The sequence below is a fragment of the Mesorhizobium sp. M1252 genome (assembly GCF_040318265.1).
In the GTDB taxonomy this organism is placed as follows: Bacteria; Pseudomonadota; Alphaproteobacteria; order Rhizobiales; family Rhizobiaceae; genus Mesorhizobium.
This window is the reverse complement of record NZ_JAMYLX010000028.1, coordinates 18,220-41,284: the sequence shown is the minus strand read 5'-3', so window position 1 is coordinate 41,284 and position 23,065 is coordinate 18,220. Positions and strand designations below refer to the sequence as shown.

The window sequence follows — 23,065 nt, the reverse complement described above, 5'->3', positions numbered from 1 at the left end:
CGATCGAGGGAGGGCTGGAAAGTGAAATCGAAGCCGGCGAGCGTTTTGATGGTTGCCAGCCGACCCATCCGCAACGCCGTCTTTACCGTTGCAGTCATTGTCGGAACTACGACGATGTCGGACATAAGACACAGCGCTATCAAAGTGATCGTATTGTTCTGAAAAGATTTCCTGGTTGGCACGACACATGCAAGTCCTATGCGCAAACGAACTGCCGCGCCGCACCAACTGAGAAGACCTCATCCCATGATCACGCTCGCCGAGCATGCGGTCACCGCCGCAAACACTGAGCTTTCCCGAGCGGAAGGAAGCCTTTGCGCTGTCATTCTTCAGGTTGTACGGACATGACCGCGTTCGATTTCCGTCCAACTCTGAATGCTCCCGACGATGATCCCTATCTTTGGCTTGAAGATATAGAAGGCGAACGGGCACTTGACTGGACCGCCAGCCAGTCGGCCAGGACACTGTGGCACTTCGGTGGAACGCAGTTCGAGCGCGACCGCGCGGCCCTCACAGCGATTTTCGACCGTCCTGACAAGATTCCCTTGATCACCCGCCGCGGCCCGTACCTCTACACTTTCTGGCAAGATGCCGGAAATCCGCGCGGACTGTGGCGCCGGAGCACCCTTGCCGCCTACATGAAAGTTGAGCCCCAGTGGGAGCTACTGCTTGATCTGGACGCCCTCACGGCTAGCGACGGAGAGGACTGGATCTGGGGCGGCGCGTCCCTTGAGCCGGAGAGACGGGAAAGAGCCGTTCTGCGCCTGTCGCGCGGCGGCAGCGAGGCGGTCGTGCATCGCGAATTCGATCTGGAGTCTCTTAGCTTCGTCGCCGACGGTTTCAACCTCGCGGAAGCCAAGGGCGGGGTTAATTGGCTCGACCCTGACACGCTTCTGCTTTCCAGTGCGGTTGGTGATGGCATGGCCGCCCGTTGCGGCTACGCGCGCACCGTTCGGTTGTGGAAGCGTGGCGCGGATCCGCTCACCGCGCCGGTAATCTTCGAGACCGGTTCCGAATCCCTCGGGGTGTCCGGCCATCTGGACCGCACAGCCGAGAGCGAGCGCCTCTGGTTCATCGAGCAGTCGACCTTCTTTGAGAAGATCGGCCGAATCGGTGACAGGAGCGGGCCGAAGACGCGGATCGACCTTCCTCGAGACGCCTCGTGGAGCGGCTTCAGCGACTGGCTGGCGGTAAAGCCGCGCAAGCCATGGACAGTGGGAGGGATGACCCATCCCGGGGACGCGCTGATCGGCATCTCGCTTTCCTCCTTCATCGCCGGCGAGCGCAGTTTTGCCATCCTCTTTGAGACAGGCGACAGGCGCTCCCTGCAGTCATTCTTCTGGAATAACGGGAAGCTCATTATCTCCTACCTCGTCAACCTCGATCCGCGTTTGGAGATGTTCACTCCCGACCGCCAGGAATGGACGCGCCGAGCGCTGGACACCCTGCCCGGCGAAGGCACTGTTCACCTTCGGTCGCTCGATGCGGAACTTCACGAGACCAATGGAGAGGTCCTCATTTCGGCTCAGGCCCCGATAACGCCGCCGAAGCTTCTCCTATTAGACCTCAACGCCGCGCCTTTCGGCGCTCCAGTAATCCTGAAGCGCAACCCGGAGAATTTCGACGCATCCGGGCTGGTGATCACGCGCCACGAGGCAGTCTCGACTGATGGTGAGATGATCCCCTATACGCAGGTCGGTCCGGCGAACGGGAACGGGGATGCCCCGGTTCACCTCACCGCCTACGGCGGGTTCGGCCTATCGCGCCTGCCCCACTACAACTCCTCGCTCGGCAAGCTGTGGCTCGAACCCGGCGGCACGCGCGTGGTGGCAAACATCCGGGGTGGCGGAGAGTTCGGCACCCGTTGGCACGAGGCCGGGCGCAGGGAGGGCAAGCGTCTCGCGCATGACGATTTCGCCGCCGTTGCCGCCGACCTCGTGCAAAGGGGCACTACGCTGCCGAGGCGGATTGCCGCAGAGGGCGGTTCAAATGGCGGCCTCCTGATCGCCAATATGCTTACCCGCTATCCTGAGCGTTTCGGCGCGCTGTTCTGCACAATGCCGTTTGTCGACATGCGCCGCTACACCAAGCTTTTGGCGGACGCGAGCTGGATTGACGAATATGGCGATCCCGACAAGCCGGAGGAATGGATTTTCCTAAAGGAAATCTCCGCCTATCACGCCGCGACGCCGGGACAGCCCTATTCGCCGATTTCGCCACGAAGCGGGACGACCGCGTCCACCCGGGCCACGCGCGTAAGATGGCCGCAAAGCTGCAGGCTCTTGGCTATCCCGCCTACTTCTACAAGTCCGACGCAGGCGGGCACGTCTCCGGCAAGAACAATCGTGAGCGGGCCGCATTCATTGCCCTGGGCACCAATTTCCTTCGCAGTGCGATCGGCTGGCAAGTCGATGGCGTTCGATAGGTGCACGGAGACAAAGGGCAACGTTTCACAAGTGAGTACAGGTCGATGATTGCGAGCAAAGGGAAAATAAAATGTGCGCGCTGTCCCGCGGAAACTGCGCATGAGCGCTTCGTCGATTCCAGCAGGTTTTTTCATAGTGCACCGCATTATTTCTGAAGAGCAAGGAGAGAATATCATGGCGAGAAAGCGAATGGGCGTGGGGCGGGGCGTAACAGCGGCCATCGTCCTGATGCTGATGGGACAGCAAGCCGTTGCGGCCGACCTTGTGCAAGCCCCGAGCGTCCCGCAGGCAGGAGCCTCGGTCCCGGAACGGCCCAGCCCATGGCAGATCCGCCTGCGTGGGTTGGGGGTCGTCACTGAGGATTCGGGCTACGTCAATGCGGTGCCCGGCTCCGGTCTTTCCTATTCGGATACGGTATCGCCGGAATTCGATATCTCCTATTTCTTCACGGACAACATCGCCGCCGAGCTCATACTCGGCACCACCTATGCGAACATCGAGGGCCACGGAACGATCGGCGGGCTGGGCAATATCGGAAAGGTTTGGCTGCTGCCGCCTACGCTCACATTGCAGTATCATTTTACCGATCTCGGCGCTTTCAAGCCCTATGTCGGCGCCGGCGTTAACTACACGATATTCTATAACCAGGATGCCGGCAGCGCCGATGCTCTCAAGGTTAAGAACACGTTCGGCACCGCGCTGCAGGTCGGGTTCGACTACATGGTGGATCAGCACTGGGGCGTCAACTTCGACGTGAAGAAGCTTTTCGTGAAGCCAGACTTCGACGTCACGGTGGACGGCGCGAAGCTGACGGGGAAGGCGGAGCTCGATCCGTGGTTGATAGGCGCAGGTGTCACCTACCGCTTCTGACAACGAAAGGCGAAGGTGCCTTGCTGACAGCCGATGTGAAATGAAGGGGGCGCCTCGCGCGCCCTTCTTGCCGTCGGCCCCGCACAGGCGAATGGACCGATCATTTGAAGAGGCGGCCTTGTTACCCGTTAGCGAGGAGATGTCCGAAATCGAAGGAATGTTCTGATCAACTTTATAGATGACCACTCGACGCATGGCAGGCATTGTGGGGCGAAACTTGGAGAAGCGTTGTCGAGGGGGCGGCTTTCCCCGCTTCCACCGGACCACGAAGAGTCCCCTGGTCAACGGGGCCTCGACTAAGGCCTAAGCGCTTAGACTCATCTTGGAGCAGGATGCTTTGCCGTTGCTGATGGAGTGCTCTGGACAGCACTCCTTGCCGACATCATTTCCCCGGACGTCATGTCTGAGCTTGTGCGCCTTCGCCTCAAGGCGATGTACCTGACGCTCGATCCGGTTCGGCTGCTGCGCGACATACGCCTGGCACAAGAGAGGTTGGTCGACATCGCCGACAAGCCGGACGGTTCGGCTGCCGCCGACGGCGAGGCATTGCCGCTCGAAGACTTTCTGTCCGGGTTGCGGATTGCGTGGCGTGGTGGGGAAGTGAACCCGACCGCCCGCCCCAATCCGGCGGTCAAGCGAGAGCGGCGCAGACCCGATCCTCTCCTTGCCGTCACTGCCGAGCTTGAGGAATGGTTCGAGGCAGAGCCTTGGCGAACGTCACGAGAGTTGCTTGAACGCTTGCAGGTCAAATATCCCGGCGTGTATCCTGACGGCCTCATTCGGACCGTGCAGCGTCGAATGAAAATCTGGCGCAGTACGCAAGCCAATGCGTTGGTGTTCGGGCCATTCGCCGATGCCGCGCGGACGGAAATTGTAGAGGTCGTGCGGTGAGATCATCCCCGAGCGAGACGGGATCGGCAGAGGCTAAATCTCGGGAACAACCAGTGAGGCAATCGAGAACTTCCGAGTGAGGCAACGGCATTGTTCTTTGGGAACACTCTTGGGCGAGGCAATACGGGCTTCTCATCCAGATCGTCGCGCTACATACCCGGTCATGGCGTAGCGCGGCGTGTCAAGCGACACGAGGAATTGACCACCCCTTTGGCGACATCAGGAACTGACCCCCTTCACTGGGTTGCTGTTTCGTTGGTTTCGGGCGACGGTCCGGCCTTCTGCAGAAGGCCGGACCCGCGTTTTTCGCGAAGACGGTAGCTATCGCCGCGGATAGTAATCACCGCGGAATGGTGAAGCAGGCAATCCAGGATCGCGGTTGCGGCAACGGGATCTCCAAAAACGCTCCCCCATTCGCCCACCGAACAATTGGAAGTAATCAGGATCGATCCCTTCTCGTATCGGCGCGACACCAGCTGGAAGAACAGGTGAGCGGCATTGGCCTCGAAGGGAAGATAGCCGAGCTCGTCGATGATCAGCAATTTTGGACGCGATAAGATCGTCAACTGCTTGTCGAGCGAGCCGTCGCCATGGGCTTTTGCCAGCATCGCCACCAGCGTCGCCGCCGTGACGAATTGGACATTGTAATTCTGCCGGATCGCCTCGCGACCAAGGCTCACGGCAAGATGAGTCTTGCCCGTTCCCGGAGGCCCCAGCAACAAGAGCGTGTCGCCAGCGGCAGGCCGCCAGCTCCCTGATCTGTCCTTGGTCCACCGATGGCTGCGCGCCGAAGTCGAAGCCGTCGAGTTCGCGCACGAACGGGAACTGCACGATCTTGCTCGACATAGAGATGCGCCGCTCGTCGCCCGTGCGATCTCGCGGGATACCAGGAAAGCCAAGGCCTCGCGCAACGTCATATTCGAACGGGCCGCTTCGTCCAGCAGCGTGTCGAGTTGGTTCGCGTATCGCCGTCAGCTTCAGCCGATCGAGCGTTGCGATGAGCACGTCGTGATCTACGTTCGTCATCACCAACCCCCTCCAGCAACCGCCTCGTATTCCGCAAGCGGCCGCAGCAACGCGGCCGGCGCGATCTCGACCGGGTCGGCGCGTACCGAGCCTTCGAAGCCGGCAACGCCGACAAAATGCGTTCGGTCCACGATTCGTTGCCGTCGTCCTCGGCACAGCGCATGGTCGGCCACCACCTGGCCGGCATGACGGATGACCACCCGGCCTGCCAGCACCACGACCTGGACGCTCTCGCCGATCAGGCGCCAAGGGACCGAGTAGCTGTTGGTGTCGAGATCGATCGCGCAGTCGGCCTGAACCTTGCGGACCAGGTCCCGCAACTGACCGAACGGGGCACGCCCAGCCAGGGGGCGAAGCGTTCGAGCTTCATCGGCAAAGCGTTCCGCCGGCGCGACACCGGTCCTGCCGTGCTCGCGCTGGTCGGCGACCTCGCGCGTCCACCGGTCCAGATGCGCCTCGAACGCCGCCCAGCTCTCGAGCCGCCGCCCGGCGATCGCGTTCCTCTTGACGTAGCCCATGTCGATACCGGATCAATACTCCCCAGAAGTGCCGTTTGAATCTTCCTCAGTTTAGCGTTGCCGCCGGTCTTCCGGGGCGCGCCCCGGAAGACCGGCAGCGCGTCATCACCGATACTGCTCTCGATGGTCGAGAGGGGAATGGCGGTGATCAAACTCGGGGAGGGTCGGTGTCTGCGATCGCCAGGCAGACCGGCGCCGATCGAAAGACAATTCGCAAATACATCGAGCGTGGCCTTGAGGCGCCTGCCTATGGACCAAGGAAGCCACGGGCGACGGTGGTTGATCCCTTCACCGCTTATTTGCGTGAACGGATTACTGCCTATCCCGGCCTTAGCGGTCGGCGGCTCTTGCGAGAGCTGAAGGATCGTGGGTATGGCCGGACGAACGTCTCTGAGAAAGTCGTGACGGTAGTGTAGCCACCGGCATGGAATTGGGCGAAATCCACCTGGGCCTGTTCGCCGGGAGCTGTTTCGAACCGAACTTCAAAGCCGGGTTCTGAGGCAGAAGGCGGCTCGTCGAGGTTCACACCTTGGCCAATGAAGTTCGAATCTTCGAAGACGGTGCGCTGATTGCTGTGCATCCGGTGTTGGAAGGTCGCCATCGACGCCGCGTCGAACCAGGACACAGAACCCTTCGCTCACCGCCGCAATCGCGATCGCGCGTCAACAATGACGAGATCATTCTTCATGGAACCGGAGACCGGGGTCACACAGCGGCCGCTCGCCTTCTACGACGCCGTCGCCAGAGCTATGGCACAGGAGAACCGCCCATGAGCGCCGCGCTCGATTCCGTGCCGTCGATGATCGACCGCATTCGCCATGACCTTGTCGGCCTGAAGATGCCACGTGCCCTTGAAGCGCTCGACCATATTGTCCGCCGCCTGGAGCATGGCGAGCTGTCGGCACTCGAAGCGATCGATATTCTCCTTTCCGAAGAGCTGACCCTGCGCGAGAACAGTCGCATAGGCGCCTGCTCGATCTAGTGTAAGCGCGGAGCCCATTCATCTGGCGCGGCATCAGATGATGGGCGAGAGATGATGACACTGAACGAACGTGGAGCTTGCGGTGTCAATTTCTATATCTGCGCCTATGTCTCATGATAGAAGTTTCCATGTTCTTGAGGCGGTTCCGAACCGGAGGCAAGCCCGCAGCGTCTGCGGCGCTGGTCGGCGCAAGCGAAGGCACGCTGATCGAGGCGACGCTGAAGCCTGGCGCGAATGTGTCGGCGATCGCGCGAGAGGCTGGAGTGGCGACCTCGCAGTTCGGACCGCCGACGTAGGAATGGGACGCACCGCCCCGGAGCTTCGCCACCGATGCGCATGCTGCGTCATGGTCAAATCCACTGCGATCTACCGCATACAAGTCTGCCGCGCGACCTTCGCGCCTGCCCCGGCGAGATCGCCTCGGAAATCTGTCGTCGGCATTTGGCCCCACCGGAAAGAGCTCCGCCTGACCCGGCAAAGCCGGCGCCCGTGCTCGTGACCGTCAAGGACAAGTCGCTTCGCGATGGCCTGCAGCTACCCTTGACCGTAACTGCGGGCGGCGGCCAGTTCGAAGCCAGGTCGGCACGAGCAGATGGTCGCCAATCAGCCGAACGAGGAGATGAGGAAACGAATCAAGCTTGACAATCATCGCCCCATACAGGTGTAGCTGACGCCGCGCTCTCCCGCATGGGGCCGGGCTGATCAGCGTGCCCACGGCTGGCAGGCTGATGAGCGATCATCGCTCATTTGGCTGATGGTTTCCAGCGTCATGTATCTGGCGCGCTGCACGGCCCATTCGTCGTTCTGTTCGAGCAGGATCGCGCCGACCAGGCGGACGATGGCATCATCCTTGGGAAGACGCCGATGACCTCGGTGCGCCGCTTGATCTCGCCGTTGAGGCGTTCGATCGGGTTGTCGAGTGCAGCTTGGCGCGGTGCTCCTAGGGGAAAATCATGTAGGCAAGCACGTCGGGCTCGCGTCGTCCATGATTGTCGCCAGCTTCGGTACCTTCGGCCGGATCTGGTCGGCGACGGCGCGCCCTTGCGTGCTTGCGGCCTCGGGCGTCCTCGCCTTCGGCGGGCTGATCGCCGCTAAGGCCTTCGACAGCAACACCATCATTGCCGATCTGAACGAACGCGGCGAGCCAAGATCGTCATCTCGCAGCATCCGAGGCGCGCCTTGCCGCTGCCTCTCAATCTGAACTCTACAAATGGCGTCATCTCATCGATAACTCTTCTGCAAACTCAAGGAGTTCAAGCGTATGGCCATGCGAGCTGACAAAACCGACCAGAGCTTCAACGCAATCATCCATCTCGCTGCCGCCGTCATAAACTCACGCGATGAATCTCAACAGGCCCTAGAGTGCCATTCAGCTTTTTTATTTCATTGTAGACACTCCAGCTGAAATGACGCTCTTGACCCTGCCGCTCTGAGCGCAGCACCCGTGGCAGGCGGCGCTTCCATCGTTCACTTCGCGGCAAAGGCCGATGGCGCCTGAAGAAGTGATGAGGGCCGCGCAAACCAAAAAAGTTTGCCTCGCGGCTTCGGTCCTCGGCCCTTGACTAGTTGGCGGCGATGTACAGGGATTTCCCGAGAGCCTGCGTCGACCGTGCAAAGGCCTGCAACTGCTGAGTGAGAGGAGGGACGCTTGGACGAACACGATCCGAAGGAAGAGCTGATCGAGACGATTTTTCGCAACGGCACAATCACCGTCGTCGGCATTCTGCTTGCTTTTTCGCTCGGCTTCGTCACGCATTGGGCGGCGAACCCCATGCCATGGCGGCTCTACGACCTGTTCGCCGTTGTGCCAATCCTGGTCGGTATCACGTTGCAGTTGCGGGCGCTGTCCCTGCTACTCGACATGAGTTCGTTGCGCCGACCCATCTACGAACGCGCCAACCGCATCTTCATGGCCGGCCTTATCCTGACCGCGTGCGGCGTCGGGCTGGCCATCCTGCTCGATGTCTTCGCAATGTCGATGAAGGGCACGCTGCCCGGCGCTTGACGGCCTGTCCCTGCGCTTTGGAGCTGCCGCGATCGGCCGACGCGACGCGTCAGATCCGAGGGTTCCTAGTGCTTTCCCCCAAGCAGCGACAGCCTTCTTCCCGAAGAACGCTTTCTCTAGATTGCATTAGCGGATGTCTAGAGCGTGGGCTTGCCGGAAATTACGTCTCGGTGGCATAACCCGCATAGCATTAGGGTGTTGCCAGGAAGACCGATTCGCTGGCGTGGATGGATAAATGCATTGCGTCAGGAAGAGGCTCGACATGTTGCGTGCGCGCATTGCCGAACTGGAGCGCGATCTCGTGGCGATTACACCTCAGGGGCACCATCGGCGTTTTGAAGCCGGACATGAACTTCGCATGCGAAGTGCTGCCTGAAGCGTCTCGAGGAATGCATCGCTGAAATACCGGAGAAATGTGGCCGTTAGCGGAAGCTTCGCCGCTCTCAATCTTTGCCACGCGGTCGGCGGGTCGGCGGGAACAGATGCCGATAATGCGGGTACTCTGTCCGGCAGAGACGCAAAGTTCTGCACTGTCTGTTCATGAAGACTTCGTGCTGGTCTCCACAAAGGAAGTATTCTGGTGCAGAAGGTGCCTGATTAACTATCGGAAAAAGGGGCGACATCGACGTGCGAATCGGGCGCCGCCGTGAGGCGTCCCCCCTCAATGTCGGATTTCCGACAGGATCGTAAATCCGCCAACCCATTGTTTAATAAAATTTCCTTCTCTGGCACGGCCCATGCATGGGACTCTGCGAACGTATCAGCGAGACGTCGTCTGTGATCATGCGCACCGAAAATGCCGTCGCCTCAGTGAAAACCGCGCTCTCGCCTGCCATCAAGCCGCCGAAAGGCCGGCGCGTCATGGTCGAGGCGGGCGATTGCGCCGGCTTCGAACACCTTAGTGGGCCTGGAAAGCTCCTCGCGTGACGGCGAGGGGGGCATCCAGACGGGCGGAAAGGACAAACGTCGTTGCCCCACGTCGCCGGCATGACCCGTCGATTGTCACCGCGCTGGAATGCTCGGGTCTACATGCGAAGACCCGAACGCGCAGGACAAATTCTCGCAAGCCCCGTCGGGACTGGGGCTCGAAGTCCGTGAGGGGAGGATAATGGCTATGGCCGATATTCGCCGCGAACAAGCCGCCTAGTGGGAAGTGCTATAGGAGGAAGCAGGTGGAGTTATCTTGCGTTGGGATCGGTGCTGGCCCGTCCAATTTGAGCCTTGCGTGTCAGATGCACGAGCAAGTTGGGAAAGGGGCAGTGTTCCTGGATCGGCAGGTCGACTTCCGCTGGCATCCAGGCATCGCATTCGATTCCTCGGAGCTCCAGGTCAGCCACTTCAAGGACCTGGTCACTCTGGTGAATCCGCGATCAGCCTACACTTTCGTAAACTTCCTGCACGAGAACGGGCGTCTGTATCACTTCCTGAACGCACAGTTCGAAGCCGTGCTCAGAATGGAGTTCGAACAATACCTGAACTGGGTCTTCCACAGGAACCCACTTGTGCGTGGTGGCGAGACAGTGCGCGAAATCCGCTTTGACGGCGAGTTTCAGGTGCGGACGGATAAGGCGGTTCTCGGCGCTAGAAACGTTGTGGTCGGCATTGGCAAGCAGGCGCAAATTCCGCCTCAATTTCAGGGCTGGATTGGACGCAACCTGTTCCACTCATCGGTTTTACTGCACATCCACCCTGAGGTGCGGAGAAAGCATGTCTGCGTGGTCGGCGGAGGCCAGTCGGGAGCCGAGGTGATGTTGCACCTTGTCGGCCTGCCGAACGAACGGCGGCCTGCCTCGATCACTTGGGTCTCGCAGCGCGAGAACTATCTGCCTCTGGACAACAGCCCGTTCACAAACGAGTTGTTCATGCCCTGCTTTTCGGATCGCTTTGCGGCGATGAGCGAGTCGCAGCGTAAGCTGCTCCTGCGGCGTTTCGTGCTAGCTTCGGACGGCATTTCAGAAAGCACGTTGCGCGCGATCTATCAGGCGCTGTACCGCCATGCATTTTTCGAGCCAAACCGATGCGACATCACACTGCGGCCGGGCTGCACCGTCTCGCACTGCATCAACGCCGGACCGGGTCACAGGCTAACCCTGCAGCATGGCATGGACGAGCTCGAAGAAGTCACGGCTGACATCGTCATCCTGGCCACCGGTTACGAGAACGCGGTCCCAAGCTTGTTGGAACCGATCATGGGCCGCTTGGAGCAGATCGACAATGAATTAGCTATTCGCGAGGATTTTTCGGTGAGCTGGGACGGACCGTGTGACAGACGCATCTTCGTACAAAATGCGAGCCTCGGGCAGCGCGGCCTGGCCGATCCGAACCTAAGCTTGCTGGCCTGGCGCGCGCGTCGCATCCTCGATAGCCTACTTGGGCGCGCGCCATGCGCGAACCCCGAGCATCCTGGCTTCATCACTCATACCTCGATCGAGAGCTGGCCCGACCACGCAGCCGAAGAAATGGGCAGTGGAATATGACTCGTATGCTTTTGATCATCGGCGGTGGCATCCTAGGAATGATGCCCGCCTGCGCTGCGGCGAACCCCGGAGGCTTCTCCGATATGATCGTGACCGACCAAGCCCTTCGACCAAGCGGCGCATCGCATCACTCTGGGGGCGTGCATTTCCCCTACGGTTGCCAAGGCCGTACCAAGTCGCTCACTCGAAAGACCGCCGTGGTCTTGGCGGCCATGGCTGGGTCGGCAGGTAGCGGATGGTGCCGGCCTTTGGCGATGCGTGTCGTGGTTGAACCGGGTGAAGCGATTGATCCGGCCCAGTTTACGGAACCCCTAGACCCGGCTGAGCCTGACATAGGCAGTCTCGCCCGAGCTTCTGCGGACAATATCCGCCGGAGCGGAACGCACTTAGCATCGCCTCCCTCGTCACGTGAGTCCGTCTCCGTGGACCCGCAACTTGATCAGCGCCCGACCGCCCTAATCGGCATGTCCAACCAAAACCAGTGTTTCCAACAGGAGGCTTTTCGCATGTTGACTGATGCACAAAGAGAAAAGTGGCAGAAGGACGGATACGTCAGGCTCGAAAGGTTCTTCGATCCAGCGGCTCAGGAAGATATCTCTACCTTTGTCGAAGATATGTCACGCTGGGTCGTCAGCGATGATAAATGGCTCATGTGGTTCGAGAAAACGACGGACAATCGAAAGATCACTTCCAAGATGGAGAATTTTCTCGACTTCCATGATCCATTGCGTCGTTTGCTCTTAGAAGATCAGCGCATAAAGTCAGCGGTCGAGGAGTTGCATGGCGAAGATTCGCGCAGGCTCAAGGAGTTGCTGATTTTCCACTACCCCGACAGCGGCGGCTATCTCCCGCATCAGGACATTTATCACGTTCCACACAAACTCCCCGACCGCATGGTCCATGCGGTGGTTGCCATAGGCATCGACGACTCCGACGAGGAAAATGGCCGGCTTTTCTTCAGCCCCGGCAACCACAAGAAGGGGGTGTTTCCCATGGATGCCGGTGGGGTGATCGACCCTCAAGTTGCCGAAAAGTTCTCCTGGGAACCCGTAGTATGGAAGTCTGGCGACATCTTCATCTTCGACGATTTCGCACCGCACCACTCACGACCGAACAAAAGCAATCGTTCTCGGCGGACACTCTACTTGGTGTTCCAGCGGGCTTCAACCGGCGGGCCGACCCGCGCTGAATATAACGTGCTTAAGCGCGCCCTTAACCCGCCCGAGGGGAAAGTGGCCGATCTCGACAATCTCAAGCCGCCAAATGGCATCTTCTATCGCGATTGAGCTCACGCAGGCCAGGCGGAGGCATGCACACGACTGATCGACCGCTCAAAAATGCGCGGACGGTATGGCCGTCTGATTTGCGGGCTCGCGGAGCATCGACCGCAGCCCGTTACGACGCTTTGGCACGTGGATTGCGGAGGTGGTCGCAGGCGGTCTTCTGTGCGCCTACAGCCCGACCAGTGCCCCCCTTGGTCGCCCGCTTGCCGGCCCAGAGCTGCACTATCTCTGCCCGGGCCGCCAATGGTCAGACTGCCGTTTCTCTCCACGAATTGCACGGGAGGCTGTTGCGTTGGCAGCCGAAATCCCACTGCTTCAACAGGTTAGGTTGGTTGTCATGCGCAAGTACACGTTTTCTCGAACGGAGCTGTCGCGGGCGTTCGGTATCGACACGGCCACGCTTGGAACGGGCAGCGCTCGCACGGGGTTTTCATTCGGAAAGGTTGGACCCGGCGTCACATCCGAGCCCCATCGGCACGACGAAATCGAGGCCTTCGTGGTCCTGTCTGGTGCGGGCAAGGTCACCACCGACCGGGGGGAAATCTCGGTCGAGGCGGGCGATGTCGTTCTGTTTCACCCTTTTGAAGCGCATGTGCTGCGCAACGATGGGGACGAAGACCTAAATTTCGTCGATGTCTACTGGCGAGACGACGACGCCGCTCATCATGTCGCTGCAAAGCTCACGGCTCCCCGCGCGCCGACTTTCGTCTTCTCCACGCCGCCGACGCCAAATGGCGATCTGCATCTGGGGCATCTTTCCGGCCCCTATTTCGGCGCTGATGTCTATACTCGTTTCCTGCGCATGAAAGGAGTCGAGGCCTATCACCTGACCGGAAGCGATGATTTCCAAAGCTACGTCGCCGCGCGCGCTGATGCCGATCAATCGACGCCGGCAAACGTGGCGCGCTACTATGCCGACGAGATTCGCGCCACGCTTGCACTTCTCGATTGTGAGGTCCACAGCTTCCAAGCCACGATGGGCGATGACGGTTATGGCGAGTTTCAAACCGCCTGTTTCCGCAGTCTTCTGAGCAGCACGGCGATAGATCTACGCCAGAGCCCTGCGCTTTTCGATGCCGTGACAGGCCGTTATCTTTACGAATCGGATGTTAGCGGCCTCTGCCCCGATTGCGGCGGCTCCGCGGGTGGCAACATCTGCGAGGAATGCGGCGCCCCAAACCTTTGCTACGACCTGCGTGCAGCCCAATCACGGCAGTCTGCCGAGGCGCCGCTGGTCGGCTCCGTCCGCCGCGCTGAACTTGCGCTGGACCAATGCTTCGACAATGTCGACCGGCATCTAAGGGCGTCTGGGGTCCCGCTACGGATCTTGGATCTCTTCGCACGCGTACGCCGACGCGGGAAATTTTCAGTGCCCATTACCCACCCCTCGGACTGGGGCCTGCCGGCGGAAGGGTTCCCGGGGCAAGTGATCTGGGTCTGGCCGGAGATGGCCTTCGGTTTTCTTTACAACATCCAGGCGCTCGGCCGCTCGATGGGTCGCAACTGGAAGGCGGAGATGCCCGGCAACGACTGGCAGATTGTCCATTTCTTCGGCTTCGACAATTCGTTCTACCACGCGCTACTATACCCCGCTCTTTACGCCGAGGTCTTCTCCCACTGGAAGCCACGCATCCGCTATCACGTCAACGAGTTCTACCTGCTCGACGGCAAGAAGTTCTCAACCAGCTGCCGCCATGCGGTCTGGGGCAAGGAGGTTCTGAGCCCAAAGACAGTCGACGTCGTGCGCCTTCATTTGGGCCTGACACGCCCGGAAGGTGAGCGGACGGATTTCACGCTGGACGCGCTGCGCCGCACCGAGAACGAGGTGTTCCAAAGCATCTGGCTGAACTGGCTTGAGGCGTTGAACCAGGAAATCAAGCAGGATTTTGCCGGCCGTGTACCCGATGCAGGCGACTGGAGCCCGGTCGACCGCGCCTTCTTTGCTCGCATAGAGATCTATCGCGCTGCGATGGAGCGCGCCTATTCGGACGAAGGCTTCTCGGTTCGGCGCGCGGCCACTCAGGTCTGCGAATTCGTGCGCGATTGCGTGATCTACCGCGGGGCGCGAGACTTTGCGGCGGCGCGACGTTTCTATCCTGCCCGCAATCGGACTTCGCTAGCCCTTCAGACGACGGCCGCTGCGATCCTGGCACCGACACTCGCTCCGCTGATGCCCCGCTTCGCCAGAACGCTGGCGCGAGGCATCGATGGCGCCTCAACCGAAACATGGCCCCGGTCCGTCCAGCGCCTTGCGCCCGGGACGCGCTTTGATCTCGGACCCGTGTTGGTGTTCTACGCCAAATCCGGCAATCCTCACCTCGATGACGAGGAAACACTATGAGCCCAAAGGTGCACCAGTGAGCTGTCCCCATCTCGACCAGATCTGCGCGGCAATCAAAGCCGACCATGCCAAATATCTTGACTCGCTGTCACTGGCGAGGGAAGCCGCTCTGAATGGCAGAGACTAGATTAGCTGACCTGAACCAACGCGTCGTCAAACAACCTGGCCCGCCCCTTCAAGGACCGCTCGGCCGATCGCTTCCCAGCCCTTGCTGTTCGTGCCGAACCAACCTCTTCGGCATCGGGATTTCCGTCCTCCAGCCGGTCAAGGCTGTCATTCGGTTCGACCTGCTTGGTCAACCTGGCGCGCCCTGGACCGTGCGCCGATCACCAATGTGGATGCGAATGTGATGGTTCCTTCGATTCTGTCCGAGCGTGTACCGGCGCGGCAGTCAGCCGAAGAACAGCTGAGCTACTGATATCGGAATGTAGCAGGTCCAAATTCTGCCCCTGAAGCCGGATATTGCTCAATCAGCGTTGACGATGGCTTGGGCGCACAAGCTTCCAACCAGACCGCGCAACGACAGCCCGTCGCCTGAGGATAGTCGGCGAGGGCCGCCAAATCGCAAGCGTATCCTCCGTCGCATGCGCGCCGTCTTCGCCGAAAATGCAGACGCTTGTCTCGTCGAGAGATACATCCAGCTATTTTAGGGGGCTCATCAGGGTTGCGTGTTTGCTCGGGTGCGGACCGCCCCTCAGTTCCAATCGAGGAGCGATTCTACAATTCACATGTTTGGAGATCGCTCGCTAGGTAACCCGTCTGTGAACCCTGCAAGCCGATGCTTCAGATGCCGCCCATGCAGAGGTATTTCATTTCGAGGTAGTCCTCGAGGCCATGGCGGGATCCCTCACGACCGATGCCGGACTGTTTTATCCCACCGAACGGCGCCGCTTCCGAAGACATCCGGCCGGTATTTACCCCGACCATTCCATATTCCAAGGCCTCGGCGACACGCCAGACACGCTTCAGGTTCGAGGCATAAAAATAGGCCGCGAGGCCGTAGATCGTTTCATTGGCATCACGCACGACCTGATCCGCATCTTTGAAGCGAATAATCGGTGCGAGCGGCCCGAATGTCTCTTCTCGCGCGACGGTCATCTCGCTGGTGACACCGGTCAGGACCGTTGGTTGGAAAAACGTGCCATTCGTGCCGAGGCGTTTGCCCCCGCATCGAATTGCGCCGCCTTTAGTTACGGCATCGGCAATATGGGATTCAATCTTGGCCAAAGCCTGCTTGTCGATGAGGGGTCCGATGTCCACTCCGGGCGCGAAACCGTCACCAACTTGAAGTTGGCGAGCCCGTTCCACGAATTTCTCGACGAACTCGTCGTGAACGCCCGACTGGACGTAAAGGCGGTTCGCTGAAACGCAGGTCTGGCCGGCATTGCGGTACTTCGCTTGGATCGCACCGTCAACTGCGGCATCGACATCCGCATCATCGAACACGATGAAAGGTGCATTGCCGCCGAGCTCTAGGCTGACTTTTTTGATCTGGTCCGAGCACTGGCGCATGAGTAGGCGCCCGATCTCCGTAGACCCGGTGAAGCTGATCTTGCGGACCTTGGGATTTGTGCAAAGTTCGCGGCCGACCGCGTCACCTTCGGACGCATAGATCAGGTTGACGACGCCTTCGGGGAAGCCTGCCTGATGGGCGAGGGCGAACATTGCTCCAGCCACGAGCGGCGTCTGTTCAGCGGGCTTGAGGACGATCGTGCAGCCCGCTGCCAAGGCTGGCGAGATTTTGCGCGCCACCATCGAGGCTGGGAAATTCCATGGCGTTATCGTGCCGACGACCCCGATGGGCTGCTTGATCACCAACATTCGGCGGTCCGTCAATGGTGCGGAGATCGTCTCGCCATAGACGCGATTTGCCTCCTCGGCGTACCATTGCAGATACGCCGCAGCATGCGATAGCTCCGATTTGGCCTCTGCAAGCGGCTTGCCCATCTCCGCGGTGAGAATTGCAGCGAGATCGTCGGCGTGGTCGATGATCAACTGATACCATCGCCATAGAACGTCGCTGCGCTCACGGGCGGTAAACCCTGCCCATCCAGGCTGCGCGACATAGGCCTTGTCGATCGCAGCGCATGTCTCTTCGACACCCATGTCGGGTAGTTCTGCCAGCACTTCGCCGGTCGACGGGTTGAGAACCTCGAATGTCCGCTCGCTAATCCGCGTGCCAAGTGTCGGCAGGCGATCAATGGATCGAAACAGGTCAGGGGATCTCAGGTGACGGGTCATCGGCAGGCACAGGGGCAATACCGGATTCCTCCTCAAACGCAGCAGGGGTATATGGCAAGTGCGGTGTCTATTCCGGGTGCCAAGTTCCTTATAGGGCCTCGGCCAGACAGCTAGCAGACCACGGTACCCAAGTGGAAAGGAGAATACCCTGAAATCGCTAGAAGATGCCTCGCGGTTCTACTAGTCGGGCTCGGCCGGTCAGGTGCGCGGGGGCAGGACCGGCCCGCGCGCAACCTTGCCATAGGTCTTCGCGGCCAGCGCCTTCACCGTCTCAGGCTCTGCGTCGCCGGCCACCACCAGCACGGCGTTGTTCGGGTCGGCAGCATTTGTTGTAGATCGTGAATGCGTCGGTTCCGTTCAGCTTGTCCATCTCATGCATCCAGCCGTTGACCGGAATGCGGTAGGGCTGATCGGCCGCAACGTCGCGTTGACCTCCTCGTCCAGCAGACCTGCGGGTTCGTCTCTCTGCGCCAACGGCGCTCCTCCAGAATCACGTTTCGCTCGGTCTTGATATCGTCGTTGAGGATGAGGTTGAACATGCGATCGGCCTCGAAGCCAATCATGTCGCCCAAAGCTAGTCATAGCGTTGGGGGCGTTATTGTAGCCGCCGCTGACTGAGACGGCTCGGTCGAACTCGCTGCCGGCGCGGTTGGTGGTCGCCTTGAAGATCAGACGCTCAAGGAAATGGGCAAGTCCGGATTTGCCGGGTGGCTCGTCGGCGCTGCTGACCTTGTACCATGTGAGTGACGACTGGCGCGCGGTGATCGCGGATGTCGATCCTTCCATGCCATAGTCGAGCAGGAAATCCGCGATCTTGCCGCCGTCGGTGGCGGCCAGAGCCGGAGCGGTCGTCACCAGGGCCAGGGCGGTGGCAGTGAACGCCGTGCGCAGCCAGGGGGAGCGATCGATGGCTCCGGTTGGAAAGGCAAGGTTCGAGGCAAAGTGATTTGTTCCTCATTTTGATGAACGCGTTGCGTCTTCGCCTCCCCGTGGGGAGGATCGGCGGGCAGCGCCGAGCCAGACCAACATGCGGCCAGGCCTCACTGGAGCCTCATCTTCGGATGGACCCAGGAGACCTGCGGCGGTGTTCTTGGCGAGGTGGTCATTGGACGGATTTTCCTTGGTCCGCGACGTCTGCGGACGACCAAGCATGCACCGTGCCAGATCAGAAAACCATTCGAGGCATGAAGACAAGTCGGGTCTGACATGTTGCGCATCCGACATTATGGGCCATCGAACAGGGCTGAAGGCGACGCGAGCATGGCTGAGAGTATCGTCTTCCTTCGGAAGACGATGAGGCGCGCTGCCGGGGAGGGGTACACGATGCGCTTCGAAGGCCGCTGCACTGACGGACAGAATTGAGATGTTGTCGCTCCAGCGCTCGCCGTGGGGGCATGCAGGCAACATTTGTCGCTGCAGGACAGCAGCACCGAAGCTGTGCGCGCTTGCCGTTGTCCCTGGGCACCAAACAGGAGAATTAGCAGTCGCGATTGTTTTCATGTGCGTAAAATACCGCCTGGTGCGCTCGGCTGCAAATGCATGCCTGGCGGAGTGGTCGCTTAGGTCAAGAGCATCGCGTGAGTAACAGCCTGACCTTGCTCAATCTGATGCGCGCTAACCGCCTCGCCGGATTGTGGAACTGCTCGCGGGTGGCTTCTACCACAAACAGCAAGGTCATGAAATCAAGCAGGAAGTCGTCAATCGCTTGGGCGATTGTTTCTGACTTGCCCTTGAACTGGTCCAGCAAAACGCGCGCGCTATCGATCGCTTCCACGCTGGTCGCATCGATCAACCCCTCGACCCTCTTGAAACAATCCAAATCGAAACTCCTTCATGCGCTTGCCAAGCCGTTATGCTCGAAGGCAGTTCCGTGAACTACCCGGCCTTTGACCTACGGCACGAGCAGCGGTCGGCCTTACGTCCCGTGCCTCCAAACACGAGCCATCGACGTGGCGCTGAGGAGCGTTGGAAGAAATTGGGCGCTTCCGGCCACGCTCGAGCGGTAGTGTAGGACAGTGCTTGCTGGCGGCTAAGCCCACAATGGAGTGCGCCAGCTGATCGGGGCTTAACAATTTTTCGCTTTTTGCTGCGCCCAACTCTCGGCTATGACTCGGACAGGCCTAATGGCCTGCCCACGTTGCATTGTAAAAGAAGGAACAAGTATATGCCGACTGGAACGGTAAAGTGGTTCAACAGCACCAAGGGGTTTGGATTTATCCAGCCCGACAATGGCGGTCCGGATGTTTTCGTCCACATTTCCGCTGTCGAACGCGCGGGCCTCTCGACCCTCGCTGACGGCCAGAAGATCAACTATGAGATCGAGCAGGATCGCCGCACTGGCAAGTCCTCCGCTGGCAGCCTCAGCAAAGCTGGTTGAAATTTTCTCCTGCGTCCCGGCAAGAGTAGGCACGTAGGTCCTCACGGCCGCTCGATGGGACCGAGCAAAAACTGAGGGCAGCAGATTGCTGCAGGCGTCGCGAATTCCTCATGAAACAAAGTTGTTTGAAAGGAAGGCGGGGTTGGCCCCGCCTTTTTATATGACCGCGCAGATTAAGCCGATGGCTGAAACGCTCCAGAACGAATCTCGATTGCCGAAATCAAGCCGCGACCTTCTTGCGGGTTCGCTTCGTCGGCGCAGGCTCCGGCGCTTCCGGCGCCTTCGGTTTGCGGCCGAGCCCCATCGTCTTGGCCAATGTCGAGCGCGCCGCGGCGTAGTTCGGCGCGACCATGGGATAATCCGCTGGCAGGCCCCATTTGGCCCGATATCCATCCGGCGTCAGCCCATAGTGGGTCGACAGATGGCGCTTTAGCGATTTGAATTTCTTCCCGTCCTCAAGGGAGATGATGTAGTCCGGTGTCACCGATTTCCTGATCGGGACTGCAGGCGTAAGGGCAACCGGCTCTTGCGCAGAGACACCTCCGGCCGTCGCTCTCAGAGCCGCATGCACTTGGCCGATGAGGGCAGGGAGATCCCCCACCGGGATCGGATTGTTGGAGACATAGGCCGACACGACATCGGCGGCAAGCTCAATGAGGGTGTCGACGTTTTTTCCGGCTTCTTCTGTCATGAAACTCTCCAGGCGGTGAAACATAGTCAGCGAAGCGTCGCTTCATAGGGCCGGTTGCCGCTGAAAGCAACAATGCTCGACAGCGTTATTGCCAATGCTCGTCCAGAAGCGACATCGATGCGCCATATTTCCCGTCGTGACGCTGAGCCACTCGTTGTTGGCGGCCCTGCCGAGGTGGCGTGGCGCGTCCCGGCTGTAACTTTGCGTCGAACTTGCTAGTAGTCTTGAGCCTAAGCGCGGTTTTTTTGTCTCGGTATTACTTCTTTGACTGTGAAATCAGGGATCGTGATCGCTTGCTGGTGGCGTCAGGGACGATGGACGTTCATTGACCATGGCCAAATGTAAGTTCATCGCCCGGTGAGCCACTCTTCCAAGGGGCTGGGAACCGCCGCTGGTAACAAAGGACATCAATGTATTTCGGGGCGTTTCTTAGCCGGTCCTCGAGAGACGGCAATCGCTGCGGACGACACCTGTTCCACGATATCGAACAGCGCGGCGACACAGGCAGCTTCTCGAATCTGGAGCGGCTTCTCGCAAGTTGGCGCCGCACCGAGAGGCCGGGCAAGGACAGTGCGTCGCCTGCTTCAATCATGCGCATCAACCAGCCAGCGACGCTGTCCCGATACGGAATCCCGCGACTGGCCGTGTGATCGCGCCGGTAGTCGCCCCGGCCCTCTGCACGAAGGCTCGGGATGTGCTGATGATCAACCAGGCCACAAAGGTCGACGTCCTGAAGCAGGGATCACATGAGTTTGCCACTATGCGCAGGCTTGCCATGCGCTTCCGCGGCATTTTGCGGGGCCTGTGAATTGGGCAAGCTCGACACTTCGATCGACGTGGCGTCAACTCCGGGTCCGTCGCCATCACGCGTTTCGGTCGGGTCCTACGCCAGCTGACGCCGTTCGCGATGCCATTGAACTACCGTGGAGCAACGGCCAGGCGGAAGGGCTGATCAACCGCCTGAAGACGATTAAACGTACCATTGGGCAGAGCGGGCTGCGAACTCATTAGGGCACGCATGCTGCCACTCAGCCGGCCTGATCACCACACAAAGCGAGGAAGAACCTAGTCAAGTGCAAAGCGACAATTGCCTCGACAGCGGGTCCCGGAAGGTTTATGCTGCCCAATGTTACCGCAATCCGGAATGGCGATTGAGTACCTTCACGAGTGAAGGGAGTGAAACTTCTTTGTCGGCCAAATTGTTGACGGAACGCCCGGCGCCCATTGTTGCTACATGTCTAGATTCTTGGGGCGTTTTGGATGATGCAATCCACCATCTCACTCCAAAGGGCAGTGGAATCTGGAACAATGTCGCTTTTGTTCGCACGACATCCTTCGTGCCCGATTGGCATATCGTCTTTAACTCTGCTTCTCTTTTCGGGCTCCCTGTTGATATCGAGGCGAGCCCAAACAGGACAATTTTTGCAATCGGCGAACCGCCGACGAAAGCTCATCGCGCGTTTCATGAAGGGCAGGGGAAAAATACTATCGTCCTGACGTGTGACGCAGAGCTGGCTGCTCGGCAGAATGCAGCGCGCCGATTCGTTTTGTCTCCACCTATCACTCGGTCTTGGTCTGTAAACAAGACATATGACCAACTTCTGGTCAGCGAAGTCGTGGATAAGCCGCTTCGGCTCTCATGGATCACCAGTGACATCGCCCTGCTTAAAGGACATCGATATCGGCTGGCGTTTCTGGAACGGCTGAGAAAGGAGCTCGATTTTGACCTGTTCGGCCGAGGTTTTCGGCTGATTGGAGATAAATGGAACGCACTCGCACCTTACCGTTACAGTATAGCGTTCGAGAATACTCGTGCCGATTACTATTTTACAGAGAAGCTTATGGACTGCTTCGTTGCTGAAACAATGCCGATCTATTACGGCAGCCCGGCAATCACGAGGTTCTTCCCTTCGGACTCTATGGTTCTGATTGACCCAGAGGACAAGAACGTAATCCCAAAAATTCAAGAAATCATCGACTCGGACCTCTGGAAGGAACGTCGCGGCGCAATAAGAGAGGCGAAGCGGTTGGTCCTCGAGAAATACAATACGTTTGCTTATCTCGCGCGCTTCATCGAAAGCGTTCAGGATAAACCCTTACCGCCGGAAATTATACACATCGATTCGCCTGAGGTCGATTTTGGAACAGACGAATGAAGTACTCCAACGCTCGCTTCGCGTGCCCGGCGGTCGGTGGTCTGGCGAGATCGGTCCGGAACGCTCGGCGGAGAATGCCTGCTGCGCAGACGGGCCGGCACGGGCGCACGAGGTCATGCGCCCCCGGCTGCCGCTGATCAGACGAACTGGGGAAGGCCAGGAACGGAATTGAGGACCTCGTCCACGAGTTCGTCGCCGGCATGTTCCTTGGCGCAGGCGATCGTCTCGTTGGCGAGGCCGGCGATCTTTGCCATGCTGAGACCCTCACTCATTAATTGCTGGCCGAGCCCCATAAGGCCGCCACCCTCTGGGTCGTCGCCATGATACTTCGCTACTAATTCCGAAGCTCCCGGAATGGCCTCGATCATGCGCGCAACGGGACCGTCGGCCGCGTGGCTTTGCAGGAAACCCAGCATTAACCCAACGCCCTTCTCTGCGAGAGCCGGGCCGATGCCGACACCAGTGGCGATGCGCGGTAAGAATTCTTCCATGCAGGGTCTCTCTCTCTCTCTTTGATGAGGTTTACACGGGGTCGGTCCGGCGCCCAGCGCCCTTGGCCGAACCACAATTGAACTCCACAAAAACAGGCCGGCGGAAGTGCTATTGCGCGTAAAGCCGCCTCTGTCAACGCAAGCTCCGTCGGACGTGCGTGTTTCGCAAACCGAAGATCATTCCAATTCACATCATTAATGGCAACCGCACAGTTTGCGGTGGCTCGCTTATGGGCTAATGCCCCGCGTCCGTCAAATGATGACGACAACGTGGTCATCGCCTAGGATCT

General features: G+C 59.6%; 14 protein-coding genes and 9 pseudogenes. 14 read left to right on the top strand and 9 right to left on the bottom strand.

Features of this window, described 5'->3' with window-relative positions:
* A pseudogene (locus tag NKH22_RS30315) lies at positions 1-86 on the bottom strand (AAA family ATPase); the annotation flags it as partial.
* Between the two features lie 258 nt (positions 87-344).
* Here NKH22_RS30315 and NKH22_RS30310 point away from each other — a divergent pair.
* The 3 genes and pseudogenes from NKH22_RS30310 to NKH22_RS30300 all read left to right on the top strand — a co-directional run.
* Positions 345-2,425, top strand: a pseudogene (locus NKH22_RS30310) (prolyl oligopeptidase family serine peptidase).
* Positions 2,426-2,600: 175 nt separating this feature from the next.
* Complete coding sequence (locus tag NKH22_RS30305) at positions 2,601-3,296, top strand: OmpW/AlkL family protein (RefSeq protein WP_502908619.1); 696 nt, start codon at positions 2,601-2,603, stop codon at positions 3,294-3,296.
* A gap of 417 nt (positions 3,297-3,713) precedes the next feature.
* A pseudogene (locus tag NKH22_RS30300) lies at positions 3,714-4,187 on the top strand (transposase); the annotation flags it as partial.
* Positions 4,188-4,423: 236 nt separating this feature from the next.
* On the opposite strand, the gene NKH22_RS30295 reads toward NKH22_RS30300, so the two are convergent.
* The gene (locus NKH22_RS30295; RefSeq protein WP_502908618.1) at positions 4,424-5,104 is read right to left on the bottom strand and encodes an ATP-binding protein; all 681 of its coding nucleotides are present in this window, start codon (positions 5,102-5,104) and stop codon (positions 4,424-4,426) included.
* A gap of 108 nt (positions 5,105-5,212) precedes the next feature.
* Positions 5,213-5,731 (bottom strand): annotated as a pseudogene (locus tag NKH22_RS30285) (Mu transposase domain-containing protein); the annotation flags it as partial.
* A 104-nt stretch (positions 5,732-5,835) separates the two neighbouring features.
* Between NKH22_RS30285 and NKH22_RS30280 the strand changes: the two are divergent.
* From NKH22_RS30280 to NKH22_RS30270, 4 genes and pseudogenes are all read left to right on the top strand, one after another.
* A pseudogene (locus NKH22_RS30280) lies at positions 5,836-6,144 on the top strand (hypothetical protein); the annotation flags it as partial.
* 104 nt (positions 6,145-6,248) lie between these two features.
* A pseudogene (locus NKH22_RS31610) lies at positions 6,249-6,332 on the top strand (hypothetical protein); the annotation flags it as partial.
* Positions 6,333-6,500: 168 nt separating this feature from the next.
* Positions 6,501-6,695: pseudogene (locus tag NKH22_RS30275) on the top strand (AAA family ATPase); the annotation flags it as partial.
* Between the two features lie 146 nt (positions 6,696-6,841).
* Positions 6,842-7,009: a hypothetical protein gene (locus NKH22_RS30270; protein WP_352676322.1), complete on the top strand. Its 168-nt coding sequence runs from the start codon at positions 6,842-6,844 to the stop codon at positions 7,007-7,009.
* Between the two features lie 416 nt (positions 7,010-7,425).
* Here NKH22_RS30270 and NKH22_RS30265 read toward each other — a convergent pair.
* Positions 7,426-7,778 (bottom strand): annotated as a pseudogene (locus tag NKH22_RS30265) (transposase); the annotation flags it as partial.
* Positions 7,779-8,361: 583 nt separating this feature from the next.
* On the opposite strand from NKH22_RS30265, the gene NKH22_RS30255 reads away from it, so the two are divergent.
* The 4 genes from NKH22_RS30255 (at position 8,362) to NKH22_RS30240 (ending at position 14,819) form a co-directional block, all read left to right on the top strand.
* On the top strand, positions 8,362-8,718 hold the full coding sequence (locus NKH22_RS30255; RefSeq protein ID WP_023736366.1) for a hypothetical protein: 357 nt from the start codon (positions 8,362-8,364) through the stop codon (positions 8,716-8,718).
* Between the two features lie 1,232 nt (positions 8,719-9,950).
* A complete protein-coding gene (locus tag NKH22_RS30250) occupies positions 9,951-11,195 on the top strand; it encodes a lysine N(6)-hydroxylase/L-ornithine N(5)-oxygenase family protein (RefSeq protein WP_352912222.1) in 1,245 nt (414 codons plus the stop codon).
* A 506-nt stretch (positions 11,196-11,701) separates the two neighbouring features.
* Complete coding sequence (locus NKH22_RS30245; protein WP_352912226.1) at positions 11,702-12,481, top strand: phytanoyl-CoA dioxygenase family protein; 780 nt, start codon at positions 11,702-11,704, stop codon at positions 12,479-12,481.
* Between the two features lie 334 nt (positions 12,482-12,815).
* A complete protein-coding gene (locus NKH22_RS30240) occupies positions 12,816-14,819 on the top strand; it encodes a class I tRNA ligase family protein (protein WP_352912220.1) in 2,004 nt (667 codons plus the stop codon).
* 783 nt (positions 14,820-15,602) lie between these two features.
* On the opposite strand, the gene NKH22_RS30235 is transcribed toward NKH22_RS30240, so the two are convergent.
* From NKH22_RS30235 to NKH22_RS30225, 3 genes are all read right to left on the bottom strand, one after another.
* Positions 15,603-17,060: an NAD-dependent succinate-semialdehyde dehydrogenase gene (locus NKH22_RS30235; RefSeq protein WP_352912218.1), complete on the bottom strand. Its 1,458-nt coding sequence runs from the start codon at positions 17,058-17,060 to the stop codon at positions 15,603-15,605.
* Positions 17,061-17,417: 357 nt separating this feature from the next.
* Positions 17,418-17,915 carry an insulinase family protein gene (locus tag NKH22_RS30230; RefSeq protein ID WP_502908617.1) on the bottom strand — a complete coding sequence of 166 codons (498 nt, stop codon included), beginning with the start codon at positions 17,913-17,915 and terminating at the stop codon, positions 17,418-17,420.
* A gap of 709 nt (positions 17,916-18,624) precedes the next feature.
* Positions 18,625-18,852, bottom strand: a complete 228-nt coding sequence (locus NKH22_RS30225) for a hypothetical protein (protein ID WP_245260682.1) — start codon at positions 18,850-18,852, stop codon at positions 18,625-18,627.
* Positions 18,853-19,224: 372 nt separating this feature from the next.
* On the opposite strand from NKH22_RS30225, the gene NKH22_RS30220 reads away from it, so the two are divergent.
* Entirely contained in the window at positions 19,225-19,437 is a 213-nt protein-coding gene (locus tag NKH22_RS30220) for a cold-shock protein (RefSeq protein ID WP_023679670.1), read from the top strand.
* A 220-nt stretch (positions 19,438-19,657) separates the two neighbouring features.
* Here NKH22_RS30220 and NKH22_RS30215 read toward each other — a convergent pair whose 3' ends face one another.
* A complete protein-coding gene (locus NKH22_RS30215; RefSeq protein WP_023783325.1) occupies positions 19,658-20,128 on the bottom strand; it encodes a Ros/MucR family transcriptional regulator in 471 nt (156 codons plus the stop codon).
* A 413-nt stretch (positions 20,129-20,541) separates the two neighbouring features.
* On the opposite strand from NKH22_RS30215, the pseudogene NKH22_RS30210 reads away from it, so the two are divergent.
* Together NKH22_RS30210 and NKH22_RS30205 are read left to right on the top strand one after the other, a co-directional pair.
* Positions 20,542-21,197 (top strand): annotated as a pseudogene (locus NKH22_RS30210) (transposase); the annotation flags it as partial.
* An 82-nt stretch (positions 21,198-21,279) separates the two neighbouring features.
* Complete coding sequence (locus tag NKH22_RS30205) at positions 21,280-22,284, top strand: glycosyltransferase family 10 domain-containing protein (RefSeq protein ID WP_352799131.1); 1,005 nt, start codon at positions 21,280-21,282, stop codon at positions 22,282-22,284.
* Positions 22,285-22,421: 137 nt separating this feature from the next.
* Here the strand turns inward: NKH22_RS30205 and NKH22_RS30200 are convergent, their stop codons facing one another.
* A complete protein-coding gene (locus NKH22_RS30200) occupies positions 22,422-22,775 on the bottom strand; it encodes a hypothetical protein (RefSeq protein WP_352720646.1) in 354 nt (117 codons plus the stop codon).
* Positions 22,776-23,065: the final 290 nt, after the last annotated feature.

Coding starts and splice junctions, on each gene's coding strand:
- NKH22_RS30305 (WP_502908619.1), top strand. CDS start 2,601: ATGGCGAGAAAGCGAATGGGCGTGGGGCGGGGCGTAACAGCGGCCATC.
- NKH22_RS30295 (WP_502908618.1), bottom strand. CDS start 5,104: ATGACGTTGCGCGAGGCCTTGGCTTTCCTGGTATCCCGCGAGATCGCA.
- NKH22_RS30270 (WP_352676322.1), top strand. CDS start 6,842: ATGTTCTTGAGGCGGTTCCGAACCGGAGGCAAGCCCGCAGCGTCTGCG.
- NKH22_RS30250 (WP_352912222.1), top strand. CDS start 9,951: ATGCACGAGCAAGTTGGGAAAGGGGCAGTGTTCCTGGATCGGCAGGTC.
- NKH22_RS30245 (WP_352912226.1), top strand. CDS start 11,702: ATGTTGACTGATGCACAAAGAGAAAAGTGGCAGAAGGACGGATACGTC.
- NKH22_RS30240 (WP_352912220.1), top strand. CDS start 12,816: ATGCGCAAGTACACGTTTTCTCGAACGGAGCTGTCGCGGGCGTTCGGT.
- NKH22_RS30235 (WP_352912218.1), bottom strand. CDS start 17,060: ATGACCCGTCACCTGAGATCCCCTGACCTGTTTCGATCCATTGATCGC.
- NKH22_RS30220 (WP_023679670.1), top strand. CDS start 19,225: ATGCCGACTGGAACGGTAAAGTGGTTCAACAGCACCAAGGGGTTTGGA.
- NKH22_RS30215 (WP_023783325.1), bottom strand. CDS start 20,128: ATGACAGAAGAAGCCGGAAAAAACGTCGACACCCTCATTGAGCTTGCC.
- NKH22_RS30200 (WP_352720646.1), bottom strand. CDS start 22,775: ATGGAAGAATTCTTACCGCGCATCGCCACTGGTGTCGGCATCGGCCCG.